The organism is Pseudoduganella violacea (assembly GCF_014191875.1).
Lineage (GTDB): Bacteria > Pseudomonadota > Gammaproteobacteria > Burkholderiales > Burkholderiaceae_D > Rugamonas > Rugamonas violacea_A.
In genome coordinates this window covers 163,449-180,185 of sequence record NZ_JACHXD010000005.1, presented here as the reverse complement: position 1 = coordinate 180,185, position 16,737 = coordinate 163,449, and the positions used below count along the sequence as shown (strand labels likewise).

Annotated in this window: 21 protein-coding genes; 8 read left to right on the top strand and 13 right to left on the bottom strand. The window is 63.3% G+C overall.

Features of this window, described 5'->3' with window-relative positions; all coding sequences use genetic code 11:
- Position 1: 1 nt before the first annotated feature.
- The 4 genes from cyoE to FHS03_RS11150 are packed head-to-tail and all read right to left on the bottom strand — an operon-like array spanning position 2 to position 3,393.
- Entirely contained in the window at positions 2-898 is an 897-nt protein-coding gene (gene cyoE, locus FHS03_RS11165) for a heme o synthase (protein WP_183441048.1), read from the bottom strand.
- 30 nt (positions 899-928) lie between these two features.
- Entirely contained in the window at positions 929-2,059 is a 1,131-nt protein-coding gene (locus FHS03_RS11160; RefSeq protein ID WP_229426158.1) for a COX15/CtaA family protein, read from the bottom strand.
- A 10-nt stretch (positions 2,060-2,069) separates the two neighbouring features.
- Complete coding sequence (locus FHS03_RS11155; RefSeq protein WP_183441047.1) at positions 2,070-2,672, bottom strand: SCO family protein; 603 nt, start codon at positions 2,670-2,672, stop codon at positions 2,070-2,072.
- Complete coding sequence (locus FHS03_RS11150) at positions 2,659-3,393, bottom strand: SURF1 family protein (RefSeq protein WP_183441046.1); 735 nt, start codon at positions 3,391-3,393, stop codon at positions 2,659-2,661. The genes FHS03_RS11155 and FHS03_RS11150 overlap by 14 nt, the downstream gene beginning before the upstream one ends.
- Before the next feature lie 38 nt (positions 3,394-3,431).
- Here FHS03_RS11150 and FHS03_RS11145 point away from each other — a divergent pair, with 38 nt between their 5' ends.
- A complete protein-coding gene (locus FHS03_RS11145; protein ID WP_050409365.1) occupies positions 3,432-3,635 on the top strand; it encodes a twin transmembrane helix small protein in 204 nt (67 codons plus the stop codon).
- A gap of 87 nt (positions 3,636-3,722) precedes the next feature.
- On the opposite strand, the gene FHS03_RS11140 is transcribed toward FHS03_RS11145, so the two are convergent.
- The 7 genes from FHS03_RS11140 to FHS03_RS11115 all read right to left on the bottom strand — a co-directional run bounded on the left by FHS03_RS11140 (position 3,723) and on the right by FHS03_RS11115 (position 9,723).
- Positions 3,723-4,583 (bottom strand): cytochrome c oxidase subunit 3, encoded by an 861-nt coding sequence (locus tag FHS03_RS11140; RefSeq protein WP_183441045.1) that lies wholly within the window; start codon positions 4,581-4,583, stop codon positions 3,723-3,725.
- Between the two features lie 37 nt (positions 4,584-4,620).
- Entirely contained in the window at positions 4,621-4,833 is a 213-nt protein-coding gene (locus FHS03_RS11135) for a DUF2970 domain-containing protein (RefSeq protein ID WP_183441044.1), read from the bottom strand.
- Positions 4,834-4,845: 12 nt separating this feature from the next.
- Entirely contained in the window at positions 4,846-5,397 is a 552-nt protein-coding gene (locus tag FHS03_RS11130; RefSeq protein ID WP_050409368.1) for a cytochrome c oxidase assembly protein, read from the bottom strand.
- Position 5,398: 1 nt separating this feature from the next.
- Positions 5,399-5,509, bottom strand: a complete 111-nt coding sequence (locus FHS03_RS27930; RefSeq protein WP_221208111.1) for a cytochrome oxidase small assembly protein — start codon at positions 5,507-5,509, stop codon at positions 5,399-5,401.
- A 66-nt stretch (positions 5,510-5,575) separates the two neighbouring features.
- On the bottom strand, positions 5,576-7,183 hold the full coding sequence (gene ctaD / locus FHS03_RS11125) for a cytochrome c oxidase subunit I (protein WP_183441043.1): 1,608 nt from the start codon (positions 7,181-7,183) through the stop codon (positions 5,576-5,578).
- Between the two features lie 13 nt (positions 7,184-7,196).
- On the bottom strand, positions 7,197-8,423 hold the full coding sequence (gene coxB / locus FHS03_RS11120) for a cytochrome c oxidase subunit II (protein ID WP_183441042.1): 1,227 nt from the start codon (positions 8,421-8,423) through the stop codon (positions 7,197-7,199).
- Between the two features lie 373 nt (positions 8,424-8,796).
- Positions 8,797-9,723: a methyltransferase domain-containing protein gene (locus FHS03_RS11115; RefSeq protein ID WP_183441041.1), complete on the bottom strand. Its 927-nt coding sequence runs from the start codon at positions 9,721-9,723 to the stop codon at positions 8,797-8,799.
- Positions 9,724-9,781: 58 nt separating this feature from the next.
- Here FHS03_RS11115 and FHS03_RS11110 point away from each other — a divergent pair, with 58 nt between their 5' ends.
- The 4 genes from FHS03_RS11110 to FHS03_RS11095 all read left to right on the top strand — a co-directional run bounded on the left by FHS03_RS11110 (position 9,782) and on the right by FHS03_RS11095 (position 12,617).
- A complete protein-coding gene (locus FHS03_RS11110; RefSeq protein WP_183441040.1) occupies positions 9,782-10,612 on the top strand; it encodes a ComF family protein in 831 nt (276 codons plus the stop codon).
- A 9-nt stretch (positions 10,613-10,621) separates the two neighbouring features.
- Positions 10,622-11,092 (top strand): tRNA (uridine(34)/cytosine(34)/5-carboxymethylaminomethyluridine(34)-2'-O)-methyltransferase TrmL, encoded by a 471-nt coding sequence (trmL, locus tag FHS03_RS11105; protein WP_183441039.1) that lies wholly within the window; start codon positions 10,622-10,624, stop codon positions 11,090-11,092.
- Between the two features lie 172 nt (positions 11,093-11,264).
- Positions 11,265-12,038 carry an REP-associated tyrosine transposase gene (locus FHS03_RS11100; RefSeq protein ID WP_183441038.1) on the top strand — a complete coding sequence of 258 codons (774 nt, stop codon included), beginning with the start codon at positions 11,265-11,267 and terminating at the stop codon, positions 12,036-12,038.
- Between the two features lie 120 nt (positions 12,039-12,158).
- On the top strand, positions 12,159-12,617 hold the full coding sequence (locus tag FHS03_RS11095; RefSeq protein WP_183441037.1) for a DUF421 domain-containing protein: 459 nt from the start codon (positions 12,159-12,161) through the stop codon (positions 12,615-12,617).
- On the opposite strand, the gene rfaE2 is transcribed toward FHS03_RS11095, so the two are convergent.
- Together rfaE2 and FHS03_RS11085 are read right to left on the bottom strand one after the other, a co-directional pair.
- Entirely contained in the window at positions 12,614-13,096 is a 483-nt protein-coding gene (gene rfaE2 / locus FHS03_RS11090) for a D-glycero-beta-D-manno-heptose 1-phosphate adenylyltransferase (protein ID WP_183441036.1), read from the bottom strand. The two genes, FHS03_RS11095 and rfaE2, sit on opposite strands and share 4 nt — an antisense overlap.
- Before the next feature lie 12 nt (positions 13,097-13,108).
- Complete coding sequence (locus tag FHS03_RS11085; RefSeq protein WP_183441035.1) at positions 13,109-14,299, bottom strand: PilT/PilU family type 4a pilus ATPase; 1,191 nt, start codon at positions 14,297-14,299, stop codon at positions 13,109-13,111.
- Between the two features lie 103 nt (positions 14,300-14,402).
- On the opposite strand from FHS03_RS11085, the gene FHS03_RS11080 reads away from it, so the two are divergent.
- The 3 genes from FHS03_RS11080 (at position 14,403) to FHS03_RS11070 (ending at position 16,726) form a co-directional block, all read left to right on the top strand.
- Positions 14,403-15,344: a hydrogen peroxide-inducible genes activator gene (locus FHS03_RS11080; protein WP_183441034.1), complete on the top strand. Its 942-nt coding sequence runs from the start codon at positions 14,403-14,405 to the stop codon at positions 15,342-15,344.
- 72 nt (positions 15,345-15,416) lie between these two features.
- On the top strand, positions 15,417-16,271 hold the full coding sequence (gene ubiA, locus FHS03_RS11075) for a 4-hydroxybenzoate octaprenyltransferase (protein WP_183441186.1): 855 nt from the start codon (positions 15,417-15,419) through the stop codon (positions 16,269-16,271).
- A gap of 83 nt (positions 16,272-16,354) precedes the next feature.
- A complete protein-coding gene (locus FHS03_RS11070) occupies positions 16,355-16,726 on the top strand; it encodes an ElaB/YgaM/YqjD family protein (protein WP_183441033.1) in 372 nt (123 codons plus the stop codon).
- Positions 16,727-16,737 lie beyond the last annotated feature (11 nt).

The window sequence follows — 16,737 nt, the reverse complement described above, 5'->3', positions numbered from 1 at the left end:
ATCAGAACTTGAAGTAGTGATCTACCAGTAAAGCTCCGAACAGCAGGGCAAGGTAGAGGATCGAGTAGGCGAACGCCTTGCGGGCGATCAGGTCGGTGTAGTGGCGGTAAATGCGCCATCCGTACCATAGGAAGACCGTATCGAGGGCGATCGCACTGACCAGGTAAATCAAGCCGCTCATCTTCACGGCGAAAGGCAGCAAGGTGGTGGCAGCCAGCGCGATCGAGTACAGCCACACATGGAATTGGGTGAACGGCAGGCCGTGCGTCACAGGCAGCATCGGCAGGCCGGAGCGCGCGTAGTCGTCGCGCCGGTACATGGCCAGCGCCCAGAAGTGCGGCGGGGTCCAGATGAAAATGATCAGCACCAGCAGCCAGGCTTGCATCGGCACGTCGTTGGCGACGGCGGCCCAGCCCAGGGCCGGCGGCATGGCGCCCGACAGGCCGCCGATCACGATGTTCTGCGGCGTGGCCGGTTTCAGGATCATCGTGTAGATCACGGCATAGCCGACGAAAGTGACGAAGGTCAGCCACATGGTGAGCGGATTGACCAGGGTGTACAGCACCCACATGCCAGCGCCGCCGATGATGGCGGAGAACAGCATGGTCTGGCCGGGCGAGATTTCGCCGGTGGCCAGCGGGCGGCGGGCGGTGCGCGCCATGCGCGCGTCGATTTCGCGTTCGGCCAGGCAGTTGACGGCGAAGGCGGCGCCGGCCAGCAGCCAGATGCCGAGGGTGGCGGCGACCACCACGCGCCAGTCGGGCATGCCGTCGGTGGCCAGGAACATGCCGATCACGGCACAGAACACGGCCAACTGGGTGACGCGCGGCTTGGTCAGCGCCCAGTATTGGGCGATGCGGTGGTTCTGTTTCGGAGTGGTCGCGGTGTGGGTCGTCATTAGTATTGTCTTGCAAGGCACTCGCGCCGGTCAGCGCAGCGCGGTGTCGAATTGGAACTTAGCCCGGTAGTTTAACATGGTCAGCAAAAGCACCAGCAGGGCCGCCCCGGCGTTATGCAGCACGGCGATGGCGAGCGGATAATTCAGGTAAATCGTTGCCAAACCGGTCAAAGCCTGCAGCAGCAGCACGGCCACGATGCCGCGCGCCAGGCCGCGCAGGCCGGCATGGCGCCAGGCTGCGGCGGCGGTCAGGCCCAGCACCAGCACCACCACGGCGGCGAAGTTGCGGTGCACCCAGTGGATGGCCGTAAGCGCCGAGAATGGCAGGTAGTGGCCGGCGGCGGTCTTGCCCAGTTCGCGCCACAGGTGGAAGCCGTGTTCGAAGTCCATCTCCGGCACCAGCTTGCCCTGGCATAGGGGGAACTCGGTGCAGGCCAGTGTGGCGTAGTTAGTGCTCACCCAGCCGCCCAGCGCGATCTGCACCAGCAGTACCAGGGCCGACAAGGCGGCCAGCCGGCGCAGGCGGCGGACCGCCGTGGCCGGGGCATCGCTACGCGGCAGCGGCGTCACGTGCTGGTCCTGGCGCCCGCCGAACCAGGCCAGCATGGCCAGCAGCCCCATGCCCAGCAGCAGGTGGATGGTGACGATCACCGGTTGCAGCTTCAGGGTCACGGTCCAGGCGCCGAACGCGCCCTGCAGGCAGATGAAGAAGAACAGCAGGGTGGGATATCCGGGCGCGAAGGCCGCGCCGTAGCCGCCCAGGCCTTTGCGGCTGTCGCGCCAGCGCAGCCAGGCCACCGCCATCATCGCCACGATCAGGACGCCGATGCCCATGGCCAGGTAGCGGTGGATCATTTCGACCCAGGCCTTGAACATGGTCACGGGACCGCTCGGCATCAGGCTTTCGGCGGCGCGGATTTCCTCGTGGGCGAGGAAGGGATTGGCCAGGCCATAGCAGCCCGGCCAGTCCGGGCAACCGAGGCCGGAATCGGTCAGGCGCGTGAAGGCGCCGAACACGATCAGGTCGAAGGTCAGGAAGACGCTGACCCAGACCAGCTTGCGGTATTTGCTGACATCCTTCGAAATCCACACCATGGACAGCGGCAGCAAAGCCACCATCAGGGCGGTGATGGCCATCTGGGCCAGGGTGACGTGGTGCATGCGCTCTACCTTAACCGATGGCCGAAGCCTTCAGCAGCTTGCCGATATCCTTCTTCATCTTCGACGGGTCGGGATTTTTCGGGAAGCGCATCATCAGATTGCCGAGCGGGTCGATCAGATAGATATGCTCATCGGCCTTGCCGCCCTGCTCCACCGGCAGCCATTTGGCGATGGCCTCGGCCGGCGCGCGCAGCATGCGGGTGCCGTCGTTCACGCGCAGCAGCATGGTTTCCAGCGGCTCCTGGTCGGTGATCAGCCAGACGCGCTCGATGCGCTCCATCTCCTTGCCCTGCATGGTGCGCAGCTGGCGCATGGCGAACAGCTGGTCCTGGCAGGCCTGCTGGCAGTCGGAGCCCCCCACCTTCAGCATGATCCACTTGCCTTTCATCTCGTCCAAAGTGGCGGCCTTGCCGTCCAGCTCCGTGCTGGCCATGGCCGGAATCGGATACTGGCGCGGATCGATCAGGGCGCCGTAGTTATTGCGCGAAGTTGGCTTGATGACGTAATAGGTGAAGTAGGAGGCCAGCAGGGGCGTCGCGCACACGGCCAGCACGGCCAGCAGCTTCCAGCGGCCAGTGCGTTTGCGCTGGCTGTCGTCTTTATTTGTTTCCACGTCTGAATCCAGTAATCACAAAGAAAAGAAAGGCCATGGCCGCCAGCGCGTACCACTGGAAGGCATAGCCACGGTGTTTTTCCACGCCCAGCGCGGGCGCGGGCCAATCGCGCACCAGCGGGCCGGGCGCCTGCGCCGTTTCGCCGGCGTCGAGGGATGTCTGCTCCAGCACGAAGGGCTGGAAACGCAGGCCGCTGGCCGCGCCGACCGTGGCGGCATCGGCGTTCTGCACGATGGCGCGCGGCGTCAGCGGCGGCTGGCTGCCCAGCTCCATCACGTGGCCGGGATTGAGGCGCGCCACGCCCTGCACGGTGATGGAACCGGATGGGGTGGCGTAGTCGGGCAGCTTGCTGCGCTCGGCCATATCGCGCGGCAGCCAGCCGCGCGCCACCAGCACATGCATGTCGGAGCCGGCCACGCGCAGGGGCATCAGCAGGTAGAAACCGGCGCGGCCCTTGTAGGGGCGGTTGTCCAGATAAAGCGGCCAGCCGGCGACGAATTCGCCGGTGACGGTGATGCGGCGGAACTCGACATCGGCGGCGGCCAGCGGCGCCGCGCCCACATTCAGCGGCGCGGCCGCGTTACCCGCCGCCAGCTTCGCTTCGCGCGCGCTTTTCTCGGCGGCGCGGCGGTCCTGCCACTGGCCCAGCGACACGCCGAGCGCCACCAGCAGCAGCATGGCAATGAAGGGAATCAGTTTAAAGCGGAAGGCGATACGCATTACAATGAAGTCCTGACCGATCCAATCTTCTACAGACCATGAAATATATCGTTGCCCTCGCCTTCGTGCTCATCATCGGCAGCCTGGCGTCGGCCTTTTTCTACCTGATGCGCGACCAGGGCCGCAGCAACCGCACGGTGCGCGCGCTGGCCATGCGCGTGGGCTTTTCCATCGCCCTCTTCCTGCTGCTCCTGCTGGCGCACAAACTCGGTTATATCCAGCCGACCGGCATCCGCCAGTAACAACAGCGGCAAAGAAAAAGCCGCCCGGACTGACCGCGGCGGCTTTTCTATTATGTGCGACTAGTCGCCGCGCATTATACCCACCTCTTACATCCAGTACACGACGACGTACAGGCCGAGCCAGACCACGTCCACAAAGTGCCAGTACCAGGCGGCGCCTTCGAAGGCAAAGTGGTTGTCCGGCGTGAAGTGGCCTTTCAGCACGCGGCCCAGCACCACGCTCAGCATGATCGCGCCCATGGTCACGTGGAAGCCGTGGAAGCCGGTCAGCATGAAGAAGGTGGAACCGTAGATGCCCGAGGTCAGCTTCAGGTTCAGCTCATGGTAGGCGTGGATGTACTCGTAAGCCTGGAAGCCCATGAAGACAGCGCCCAGCAGCACAGTGGCGGCCAGCCAGAAGGCGGTCGCGCCGCGATGGCCGGCGCGCAAGGCGTGGTGCGAAATGGTCAGGGTCAGGCCCGAGGTCAGCAGCAGCGCGGTATTGATGGTCGGGATCGGGAACGGACCCATGGTCTTGAAGGTTTCGACCACGCCGGCCGGGCCGGTGTCGCCCCACTGGCCGGCGAAATCAGGCCAGATCAGCTTGTGGTCCAGATCGCCCAGCCAAGGCATGGTGATCGTGCGCGCATAGTACAGGGCGCCGAAGAAGGCGCCGAAGAACATCACCTCGGAGAAGATGAACCAGCCCATGGACCAGCGGAAGGAGTGGTCGATGCGCTTGGAGTACAGGCCTTTTTCGGATTCGCCGATGGCGTCGCCGAACCAGAACCACAGCACGGCCAGGGTGCACAGAATCCCCAGCAGATTGGCATACATGCCCCAGGACAGGTCATTCACCCAGGCCGATGCGCCGACCATGGTCAGCAGCAGCGACATCCCGCCAAGCATCGGCCAGCGGGACGGACCTGGCACGAAATAATACGGCGCCGCGGCGTTATTCGAACTCATTTTCTTCTCCCCTTAAAAGCTTCCGAGAACTGCACAATTATGTTGGAACGACCAGCTTGACGACCGTGATCAGCAAGCCGATAAACATGGCGACGGCCAGCAAGGCAGCGATGATGATATGGACCGGGTTCAGTTTCGCCGAGTCGGTATCGAAATCGCGCTTGCGGCGCAGGCCGAAAAACGACCAGACCACCGCCTTCATCGAATACATGAAAGAAGCCTGCTGCTGCTTCCCTTTTAAATCATCCATGCGCGCCTTCCCTTAATTGGAGGCCGTTTTTTCCAGACCGGCGATTTCGAAGAAGGTGTAAGACAGCGTGACCGTCTTCACTTCCTTCGGCACGGCCGGGTCGATGTAGAACACCACCGGCATCTGCCGCGCCTCGTTCGCCTGCAAGGTCTGCTGCTTGAAGCAGAAGCATTCCATCTTCTTGAAATGCGGCGTGACGCTGTGCGGCGCGTAACTCGGAATGGCCTGGGCGTGCACCGTGCGCGGCAGGCTGTTCACCACCTCGTACACCACCGTGGCCATCTCGCCCGGGTGCACCGTGATGCTGCTCTGGGTGGGACGGAAACGCAGCGTCCCCTGCACATTGCTATCCAGTTCGATGGTGATGGAACGGCTGGTGTCGACCTGGGTATTCTTGCCCACGTCGACGCTGCCGTCGCGCTGGGTCAGCACATTGATGCCCAGCACCTCGCAGATATGCTTATAGACCGGAATCAGCGCGTAGCCGAAGCCGAACATCATCACGGCGATGACGATCAGCTTGACCAGCATCTTGCGGTTGGAATCGCCGGTATCTTCGCTCATATCAGCTCAGCAATGCGCGCTTGGCAAACACGGAAATGAAGAACACCAGGGCGATTGAACCCAGGATCAGGGCCAGCCGCAGATTGTGTTTTGGTTTATTCGAGTCGGACATACTGCTTCCCATCTACACCAATTTAATCGGAACGGGCCGGCCGCGCCGGCCCGTCCATCCTGCGCATCACTTCACGGTCGGCGGCGTTTCGAAGGTGTGGAACGGGGCCGGCGACGGCACGGTCCATTCCAGGCCTTCAGCGGCTTCCCATGGCTTGTCGGCTGCCTTCTTGCCGCCGCGGATGCATGGCAGCACCACGCAGAACAGGAAGAACACCTGGCACAGGCCGAAACCGAAGGCGCCGATGGAGGCGATCGTGTTGAAGTCGGTGAACTGCGCCTGGTAGTCGGCGTAGCGGCGCGGCATGCCGGCCAGGCCCAGGAAGTGCATCGGGAAGAAGGTCACGTTGAAGGTGATCAGCGAAGCCCAGAAGTGGAACTTGCCCATCGCTTCGTTGTACATATGGCCGGTCCACTTCGGACCCCAGTAGTAGAAGCCGGCGAACAGGGCAAACAGGGAGCCGGCCACCAGCACGTAGTGGAAGTGGGCCACCACGTAGTAGGTGTCCTGCAGCTGGATGTCGATCGGGGTCACGGCCAGAATCAGGCCGGTGAAGCCGCCCATGGTGAACACGAAGATGAAGCCGACGGCGAACAGCATCGGGGTTTCAAAGGTCATGGAACCGCGCCACATGGTGGCGATCCAGTTGAACACTTTCACGCCGGTCGGCACCGCGATCAGCATGGTGGCGTACATGAAGAACAGCTGGGAGGTCACCGGCATGCCGGTGGTGAACATGTGGTGGGCCCAGACGATGAAGGACAGGATCGCGATCGACGCGGTGGCGTATACCATCGAGGCATAGCCGAACAGCGGTTTGCGGGCGAAGGCCGGGATGATCTGCGAGACGATGCCGAAGGCCGGCAGGATCATGATGTAGACCTCGGGGTGGCCGAAGAACCAGAAGATGTGCTGGTACATGACCGGGTCGCCGCCGCCGGCGGCGTTGAAGAAGGAGGTGCCGAAGTGGCGGTCGGTCAGGGTCATGGTGATGGCGCCAGCCAGCACCGGCATCACGGCGATCAGCAGGTAGGCGGTGATCAGCCAGGTCCAGCAGAACATCGGCATCTTCATCAGGGTCATGCCGGGCGCGCGCATGTTCAGGATGGTGACGATGATGTTGATCGAACCCATGATCGAAGAGGCGCCCATGATGTGCATCGCGAAGATGCCCATGTCCATGCCGATGCCCATCTGGGTCGACAGCGGCGCGTACAGGGTCCAGCCGGCGGCGGTGGCGCCGCCCGGCACGAAGAAGGAACCGGCCAGCAGCAGCGCCGCCGGCGGCAGCAGCCAGAACGAGAAGTTGTTCATGCGGGCGAAAGCCATGTCGGAGGCGCCCACCTGCAGCGGGATCATCCAGTTGGCGTAGCCGACGAAGGCCGGCATGATGGCGCCGAACACCATCACCAGGCCGTGCATGGTGGTCAGCTGGTTGAAGAACTCCGGCTGGAAGAACTGCAGGCCCGGCTTGAACAGCTCGGTGCGGATCATCAGCGCCAGCACGCCGCCGGACAGCAGCATGATGAAGGAGAACCACAGGTACAGGGTACCGATGTCCTTGTGGTTGGTCGCGAACAGCCAGCGCTTCAGGCCGGTCGGATGGTCGTGTGCATGATCGTGATCGTGGCCATGGGCGTGATCGTGGGCGTGATCGAGTGTGCTCGTGCTCATCTAAAGCTCCTAATTACTTGTTGCGTGCAGCCACAACTTCGGCTGGTTGAACGATGTTTTCGGCTGGCTTGTTCGACCAGTTGTTACGGGTGTAAGTGATTACAGCCGCAATATCGGTATCCGACAGTTGTTTCCATGCCGGCATTTCAGATGGGAACTTGCCGCTCTTCTGGCCGTTCAGCAGCACGTGGATCTGCTCGGCTTTCGCGCCATTCACGATGGCCGAGCCGTCCAGCGCCGCAAACGCGCCCGGCACGCCCTTGCCCGATGCCTGGTGGCACACGGCGCAGTTGGCGGTATACACTTTCTCGCCCTTGGTTTTCAGTTCGTCGATGGTCCAGGTCTTGTTCGGATCGTCGGCCAGGGCCGCCATTTCCTTCTTCTTGCCCTCGACCCAGGCCGTGTATTCCTCGGCCGTCACCACGCGCACCACGATGGGCATGAAGGCGTGCTCCTTGCCGCACAGTTCAGCGCAATTGCCGCGGAAGACGCCAGTATGCTGCGATTTGAACCAGGCGTCGCGCACGAAACCGGGGATCGCATCCTGCTTGACGGCGAAGGCCGGGATCATCCAGGCGTGGATCACGTCGTTGGCGGTGGTCACGATGCGGATTTTCTTGTTCACCGGCACCACGACTTCGTTGTCGACTTCCATCAGGTAGTTTTCGCCGCGCGCTTCGGTCGGGGCGACGCCCGGGGCGCCGATCTGGGCGCGCGGGGTGGACAGGTTGGAGACAAAGGAAATGCCCTCGCCCTCGCCTTTCAGGTAGTCATAGCCCCATTTCCACTGCATGCCGGTGGCTTTGATGGTGATGTCGGCGTTGGAGGTATCCTTCATGCCGACCACGGTGCGGGTGGCCGGCAGGGCCATGCCGATCACGATCAGGAAAGGCACCACGGTCCAGGCGATTTCCACGGCGGTCGATTCGTGGAAGGTGGCGGCCTTGTGGCCCAGCGATTTACGGTGTTTCAGGATCGAATAGAACATCACGCCGAACACGGCGACGAAAATCACCAGGCAGATGATCATCATCAGATTGTGCAGGTCGTACACCTCGGTCGCGATGGCGGTCGATGGTGGTTGCAGGTTCAGCTGGTGCGGTACAGGACCGCCGGTACCGCCGGTGGCTGCTCGATAAGTGCCGGCTGCCGTCGTTGCAGGCTCTGCCCACGCCGGGATTCCGGCGCTTACTGCGGCCAGCCCGAGCATCAACGCTTGAAGTCGCTTCGCAAGTTTCATGTTTTCCCCAACCACCCAAAAAAAATAGAAAATTTTTTTCATACCGCGCCGCCCGCCGAACTGGAGCAGCGCTGGACGCTAAAACACCCAAAGGCTCCGCGCCGATACCCATGCAAAATAAAAATTGCTAAGAAAACCGACTGGAACCTTGAGATCGCCGCCAGTGACCATATATCACAATAGACGTTGGCGATTTAATGCCCTTATTGCCACGTGCTACAACCAGCCTGACAAAGAACGCTTTTGTGTATCACTGCCGGGTGGTTGGAATACTGACAAAATTAGTCAAGGATTATAAGCAGGAACAATAATATACATCAAGAACATTCCCCGCCCGTGCGGGGATTGACTCTTGAATGCAGGCGTGATTTGCCTAATTTTTGGGCTTGCGCGGCAGGTCGAAACGGATAATCGCTTCCCCATTTTTAGTAACACGGGGCGTTGGCCGGAATGCATGGCCATAAATAATTTCGAATGTTAGTTTCAATTTACCATCCGCTCCGCGCTGTTTCTCCAGCGCCGCCAACATGCGCTGCCAGGCCGCGCGCCCGATCAAACCTTGGCGCCGCGTACTGAGCGGATTGCCCCCCAGCGCGCGCACATCGGCCAGCAGTTTTTGCGGTGTCTCGTAAGTGACGGTTATCTTTTCCATATCCATTACTGGTGTGGAAAAACCGGCTTCCACCAGCTGGTCGCCAAAATCGTGCATGTCGACAAAAGGCAACGCATGGGGCGCCAGATCGAGCTCGGCGAAGGCCGCGCGCAGCTCTTGCAGGGTGTCCGGGCCGAAGCAGGAAAACATCAACAAACCATCGACACGCAGCACGCGGCGCCACTCGGCGAACACGCGGTCCGGCTGCGGATGCCAGTGCAGGGCCAGGTTCGACCACACCAGATCGATGCTATTGGCCGCCAGCGGCAGGTCGGCAAAATCCCCCACCAGCAGGTCGATGCCGGCCTTGGCCGGCAGCAGCTTGCTGAGGAACTGGTTCAGCGGCGACTGGCGCGCGCCCTGGCCGCGCGCGGCCGCCAGCATGGCTTCCGCGGCATCGATGCCCACGACTTGGGCGGCAGCGTAGCTTTTTTGCAAATTTGCCAGATCGGCACCGACACCGCAGCCCGCGTCGAGCACGCGCTGCGGGTTGACCTTGACCACGGCCAGCCGGTCCTGCAGACGGCTGGCGATCTCGCGCCGCAGGAAATCGGCGGGCTGGACGCGGTCGGGATGGCGGAACAGGGCGCGCACGCGCTCCAGATCGATGGGAGCACTGAGTTTCGGCGGCTTGGCAGGGACTTGCATATAGTGACAGACATAGATGAGATAATGTGCGCAGTTTACCTGTTTGGGGCAAATCGTGATGGCTGGCGCCTTTTTGGCCCTGCTGCTGCCGGCCCGCTGCCTCTTGTGCGGCGGACGCGGCGGCGACGGCCTGTGTCCGGACTGCCACGCCCGCTTCTTCGGCGGCGGCCGGCCGCGCTGTTGCATTTGCGCCAATCCGCTGGCCGACGAGGAGACCGAAGCCGGCCTTGGGCCGGAGGACGGGCCGGCGGTAGCCAGCACCGGAACTGACGTGGGAACATGGATCGAGGCCGGCGCTGGCGGCGGAGCCGGGCTGGCCCTGGCGCCCGGCGACCGCTGCTGCGGCCGCTGCCGCCGCCAGCGGCCCGCCTACGACGCCACGGTCACGGCCGCCGACTACGCCCTGCCGGTGGACCGCCTGGTCTTGCAGCTGAAATTCGGCGCCCGGCTGGCCCATGCGCGGCTGTTCGGCGAGCTATTGGCGGCGGCCTGGCGCGCCTCCGCCCAGCCCAGCCTGCCGCAACTGCTGTGTCCGGTGCCGCTGGGACCGCAGCGTCTGGCCGAGCGCGGCTTCAACCAGGCTTTGGAAATCGCCCGTCCGCTCGGCCGCGCCCTGGGCGTGCCGGTACGGGCCAGGCTGATGCAGCGGCGGCAGGACACGCCGCCGCAAAGCAGTCTGGACTGGGGCCAGCGCGCCGCCAATGTCGCCCGCGCCTTCACGCTCGACAGCGAGGCCGCGCTCTACGGGCGCCACGTCGGCCTGGTCGACGACGTGATGAGCAGCGGCGCCACGCTGCACGCCCTGGCCCTGGCCTGCAAACAAGCCGGCGCCGCGCGCGTCAGCAACCTGGTCTTCGCGCGCACCCCGCCCGCGGCCCACCCATATTAGGAGAAAGCAGTGTTTCACGTCGTACTCGTATCGCCCGAAATTCCGCCCAACACCGGCAACGTCATCCGCCTGTGCGCCAACACCGGCGCCCAGCTGCACCTGATCGAACCGCTCGGTTTCCCGCTCGACGACGCCAAGATGCGGCGTGCCGGCCTCGACTACCACGAATACGCCCGCATGCAAGTGCACCAAGACTGGGCCGCCTTCCTGGCCGCCACCGCGCCCGACCCGGCGCGCCTGTTCGCCATGACCACGCACGGCTCGCGCCCCTTCGCCGAACTGCAATTCCAGCCCGGCGACGTGTTCGTCTTCGGCAGCGAAACGCGCGGCCTGGAGCCGACGTTCCGCGACAGCTTCCCCTATGAGCAGCGCATCCGCCTGCCCATGCGCCCCGACAACCGCAGCCTGAACCTCTCCAACACCGTCGCCGTGGTCGTCTACGAAGCCTGGCGCCAGCACGGCTACCTCGGCGGCGTTTGATCCTCCTCAACAAATGTCCCACCCTGGTGTCAGGCGGGGCCGCCGAGGCACCAGAGGTGGACATTCTTTGATCTAGCGCAAGCAATGTCTCACCGTGGTGCCTGACACCAGGGTTGGACATTGTTTGAGCAAACGCAAAGCGCTTGGCGGGGGGCAAGACTAGAGTGGGGATATGAACCGACCAGTCCGCATCCAATATCCCGGGGCGCTCTACCATGTGACGGCGCGCGGCAATCATCGCGCCAGCATTTTTCAGGATGAGCGCGACCACCTGATCTGGCTCGACCTGCTGGCCGAGGCGGCCGAGAAGTTCAGCCTGCGGGTGCATAGTTATTGCCTGATGCCCAATCACTATCACCTGCTGGTGGAAACGGCGGCGCCGAATCTGGCGCAAAGCATGCACTTTCTGAACAGCCGTTATGCGCACAGCTATAACTTCCGCCATGCGCAGAACGGCCATCTGACACAGGGCCGCTATCACGCCGTCCTGCTGCAAGAGGCCAGCCATTTGCTGGAGCTGGTCCGCTACATCGTACTCAATCCCGCGCGCGCCGGCTTGGTCAGCGATGCCGCAGACTGGCGCTGGAGCAGCTACCGCGCCCTGCTGGGCCTGGAAATCACGCCCGCTTGGCTGGATACCACCGCCACCTTGCAGCAATTCCCCGATCTGGATGCCTACCGCCTCTACGTCGCGCAAGGCGCCGGCTTGCCCAATCCGCTGAGCGCACCGCTGCGCAAAGCGCCGTCAGAGCACCACGCCACCCTGGCCGACTACGAAAGCCAGGCCGGCAGCCGCGCCGAGGCCATCGCCCTGGCCCACCGCTCGCAGGCGTTCACCTGGCAGGAAATCGCCGGCCACTTCGCCATCACCGTCCGCACCGCCGCCCGTCTGGCCCAGCAATACGAGCTTGATCCAGATCAAACAATGTCCCACCCTGGTGCCTGACGGGGCCGCCGAGGACCAGGGTGGGACATTTGTTGAGCAAGATCAAAGCGGTGGGGTGTTGGCGTGCGTGGGGGAATCGTCGTATAAAACGGGCTGGGCGGGCTTTTCGGGAGCGGAACCATGTTCGAGCTGGATGTCCCTTGGTGGGAGCTGGTGCTGCGCGGGGCGCTGATTTATCTGGCGCTGCTGGCGATGGTGAGGGTGACGGGCAAGCGTACCATCGGCCAGTTCACGCCTTTTGACCTGCTGGTCGTGATGCTGCTGAGCGAGTCGGTGTCGCCGGCGCTGTCGGGCGGCGATGATTCGGTGCCGGGCGGCCTGATTCTCGCCGCCACGCTGATCGCGCTGAATATGGTGATCGCCTTCGCCAGCTCGCGCAGCCGCAAGGTGGCGGAGCTGGTCGATGGCAGCGCCGTGCTGCTGGGCCGCGATGGCCGTATCTTCTCCAGCGTCGTCAAGCGCTGCCGCGTGGCCGAGGGCGACGTGGAGCAGGCGCTGCGCGAGGCTGACTGCCCGCTGGAGAAGATGAAGTACACCTTCCTGGAGGCGGACGGCAAGATCACCGTCCTGCAGCATTAGCCGCCGAACTTGCGCACCTTGGCCAGCAGCTTGGTGGTGGAGCGGTCGTGCTGGAAGTCGATGGCGACGGCCTGGCCGCCATAGGCCAGCACGGCCTGGCCTTCGGGGATGGCGCGCATATCGTAGTCGCCACCTTTGGCGTAAATCGCGGGACGGGCCTCCTGCACTACTTCCAGCGCGGTGTCTTCATCAAAGGGGACCACCAGGCTGACCGCTTCCAGCGCGGCCAGGACGGCCATGCGGTCTTCGCAGTTGTTCAAGGGCCGGTCGTCGCCCTTGCCCAGGCGCTTGACCGAGGCGTCGGTGTTGGCTGCCACCACCAGCGAGGCGCCCAGCGCGCGCGCCTGCCCCAGATAGGTGACGTGGCCGCGGTGCAGGATGTCGAATACGCCGTTGGTCAGCACCACGGGCTGCGGCAGGGTGGCGATGCGCGCGGCCAGTTCGGCGCGCGTGCAGATCTTGTCTTCAAATTCAGGCATGGGACTTTCGTTTCAGTGTGAGCCGGGTTCTTCTTCGTCTTCCTCGTCCATCTGCATGCTCAGTTCGGCCGCGCCGCCGGCAACGGCCGCGCCGCCCGGCTCCTTGCGGTCGCCGCGCAGCTTGATCTGCAGACGCAGGCCGTTGGCCGAGTCGGCGTTGCGCAGCGCTTCTTCGTATGAGATGTAACCCTTATTATAGAGTTCGTACAGCGCCTGGTCGAAAGTGCACATGCCGAGCTCGCGCGATTTGTGCATGATTTCCTTGATGGTCTGGAAGCTGCCCTTGAAAATCATCTCGGCGATCGTCGGCGTATTGAGCAGGATTTCAATGGCGGCCTTGCGCCCTTTGCCATCCTCGGTGCGGATCAGGCGCTGCGAGACGATGGCGCGCAGGTTCGAGGACAGGTCCATCAGCAGCTGGTTGCGCCGCTCTTCGGGGAAGAAGTTGATGATGCGGTCCATGGTCTGGTTGGCGTTGTTGGCGTGCAGGGTGCCGAGGCAGAGGTGGCCGGTTTCGGCGAAGGCGATCGCATGCTCCATGGTTTCGGTATCGCGGATTTCGCCGATCAGGATCACGTCGGGCGCCTGGCGCAAGGTATTTTTCAGCGCGTTGTGCCAGCTGTGCGTGTCCACGCCGACTTCGCGGTGCGTGACCAGGCAGCCCTTGTTCCTGTGCACGTATTCGACCGGGTCTTCCACCGTGATGATGTGACCGGCCGAGTGGCCGTTGCGGTAATCGATCATGGCCGCCAGCGTGGTCGATTTGCCGGAGCCGGTGCCGCCCACCACCAGCACCAGGCCGCGCTTGGTCATCACCACGTCCTTCAGCACTTCGGGCAGGTCGAGTTTTTCAAAATTCGGGATTTCCGAGGCGATGGTGCGGATCACCATCGCCACATTCTGCTGCTGCACGAAGACGTTGACGCGGAAGCGGCACACCTCGGGCAGCGAGATGGCGAAATTGCATTCGAGTTCGGTTTCGAACTCGCGCCGCTGCTTCTCGTTCATGATGGCGTAGGCCAGGGCGCGCGTCACGTCGCCGCTCAGGCGCTGCTGGCTGAGCGCCTTCATGGCGCCCTGGGATTTGATGCTGGGCGGGAAGTCGGCCGAGATGAACAAATCCGAACCGCCTACCTGGTGCATGGCTTTTAGCAGCTTGTGCATATATGCCTGTGCTTCTTCGTGGCCAAAAATCGACGACATGGCAGCCTCCCCGGTTTGCCCCCGCATTTGCCCCACCATTATAGGCAGGGCATTCCGCTACAATAGGGTTTCTTCGCGGACTTGCCTGTGTTCAAATAAAATCATGACACTGACCGAACTGAAATACATCGTTGCTGTTGCACGGGCAAAACATTTTGGACACGCCGCCGAGGCCTGCTTCGTGGCCCAGCCCACCCTTTCCGTCGCCATCAAGAAACTCGAAGACGAGCTCGGCGTGGTGCTGTTCGAGCGCGGCGGCGCCGAGATTTCCGTCACGCCGCTGGGGGCCCAGATCGTGGCCCAGGCCGAACGGGTGCTGGAACAGACGGCCGCCATCAAGGAGCTGGCCAAGCAGAACAAGGACCCGCTGTCCGGCCCGCTGCGCCTGGGCGTGATCTACACCATCGCGCCCTATCTGCTGCCGCCCCTGGTCAAGACCATGATCGCCAGCACGCCGCAGATGCCGCTGGTGCTGCAGGAAAATTTCACCGTGAAGCTGCTGGAAATGCTGCGCCAGGGCGAGCTGGACGCGGCCATCATGGCCCTGCCCCTGCCCGAACACGGCATGTCCCTGCAAGCGCTGTACGACGAACCCTTCGTGGTCGCCATGCCGTCCCAGCACCCGTGGGCGGCGCGCAGCCGCATCCCGGCCGAGGACTTGAAATCGGAAACCATGCTCTTGCTGGGCAACGGCCACTGCTTCCGCGACCAGGTGCTCGAAGTCTGTCCCGAGATGTCGCGCTATTCGGCGCCCGGCAACGGCATGCAGCGCACGTTTGAAGGCTCCTCGCTGGAAACCATCCGCCATATGGTGGCCAGCGGCATCGGCCTGACCGTGCTGCCGCGCGCCTCGGTGCAGGATATGGAAGGCCGCGACGGCATGCTGCAGTTCCGCTATTTCGACAATCCCGAGCCGACGCGGCGCGTGGTCCTGGTCTGGCGCAAGAGCTTCACGCGCAAAGCCGCCATCGATGCCGTGTGCGAGGCCGTGGCCCAGTGCAAGCTGCCGGGGGTGACGCCGGTGGCGAAAGGCGAAGCGCAGTAAAATAGTACATTCGCGTACTAATTCGAGCTTGCCGTGCAAATTTCCACCCCCGACCCTCGCCCCACGCCGCCCCTGGGCCGCCTGGCCCTGTATGCCCGCCTGGTGCGGCTGGACAAGCCGATCGGCACCGTGCTGCTGCTGTGGCCCACCTTGGGCGCGCTGTGGATGGCGAACGGCGGCGCGCCGGCATGGCAGCTGATCCTGATCTTCTCGGTCGGCACCCTCTTGATGCGTTCGGCCGGCGTGGCCGTCAACGATTACCTGGACCGCGATTTCGACCGCCACGTGAAGCGCACGGCCGAGCGTCCCATCACCAGCGGCCGCGTCAGCGGCAAGGAAGCCATCGGCATCGCCGTGCTGCTGGCCCTCATTTCCTTCTGCCTGATCCTGCCGCTCAACCTGCTGGTCAAGCAGCTCAGCGTGGTGGCCCTGGGCATCGCCGTCACCTACCCGCTGTTCAAGCGCTTCTTCCCCGTGCCGCAAGCCTATCTGGGCGTGGCTTACGGCTTCGGCATTCCGATGGGCTTTGCCGCCATCCAGGACACGGTGCCGCCGGTGGCCTGGCTGCTCCTGCTCAGCAATATGTTCTGGTCGGTGGCGTATGACACGGCCTACGCCATGGTCGACCGCGACGACGACCTGAAGATCGGCATCAAGACCTCGGCCATCACCTTCGGCCGCTACGACGTGGCGATGATCATGCTGTGCTACGCCGTCCACTTCGGCATCCAGCTGTTCTGCGGCTGGTATTTCGGCCTGGGCTGGCCTTTCCTGGCCGGCATGGCGGTGGCCATCGGCTGCTCGGTCTACCACTACTTCCTGATCCGCGGACGCGAGCGTGCGCCTTGCTTTTATGCCTTCCGCCACAATAACTACCTGGGCGCCGCGGTATTTGCCGGCATCGCACTGGATTACGCCTTGCGCTGACAGCATGATTGCCAAGGCGTAACGCAAATGGCGGGCCGCGGCCTATACTAGAGATTGCTTTCATTCACTCAGCGAGGCGAACCATGGAACAGAGCGCACAATCGACGAGCAAAAGCAGCAACGGCATCGGCAACGGCATCAACCACCATGCGGACAGTGCCGAAGCGCGCGAAAAACTGATGACCGATCTGAAGCAGTCCATCCAGGATGCCGAACAGTGGCTGCGCAGCGCCAGCCTGGCCGGCGCCGCCGACTTGGGCCAGGTCAAGGCCAAGTTCGAGGATAGCCTGCGCACCGCCAAGATCGACCTGCTCAAGCTGGAAGACAGCGTGATCGCGCGCACCAAGATCGCGGCCAAGGCCACCGACACCTATGTGCACGACAATCCCTGGAAATCGATATCGGTGGGCGCCACCGTGGGCCTGCTGCTGGGCGTGCTGATCGCGCGCCGCTAAGCCTTCCTGCA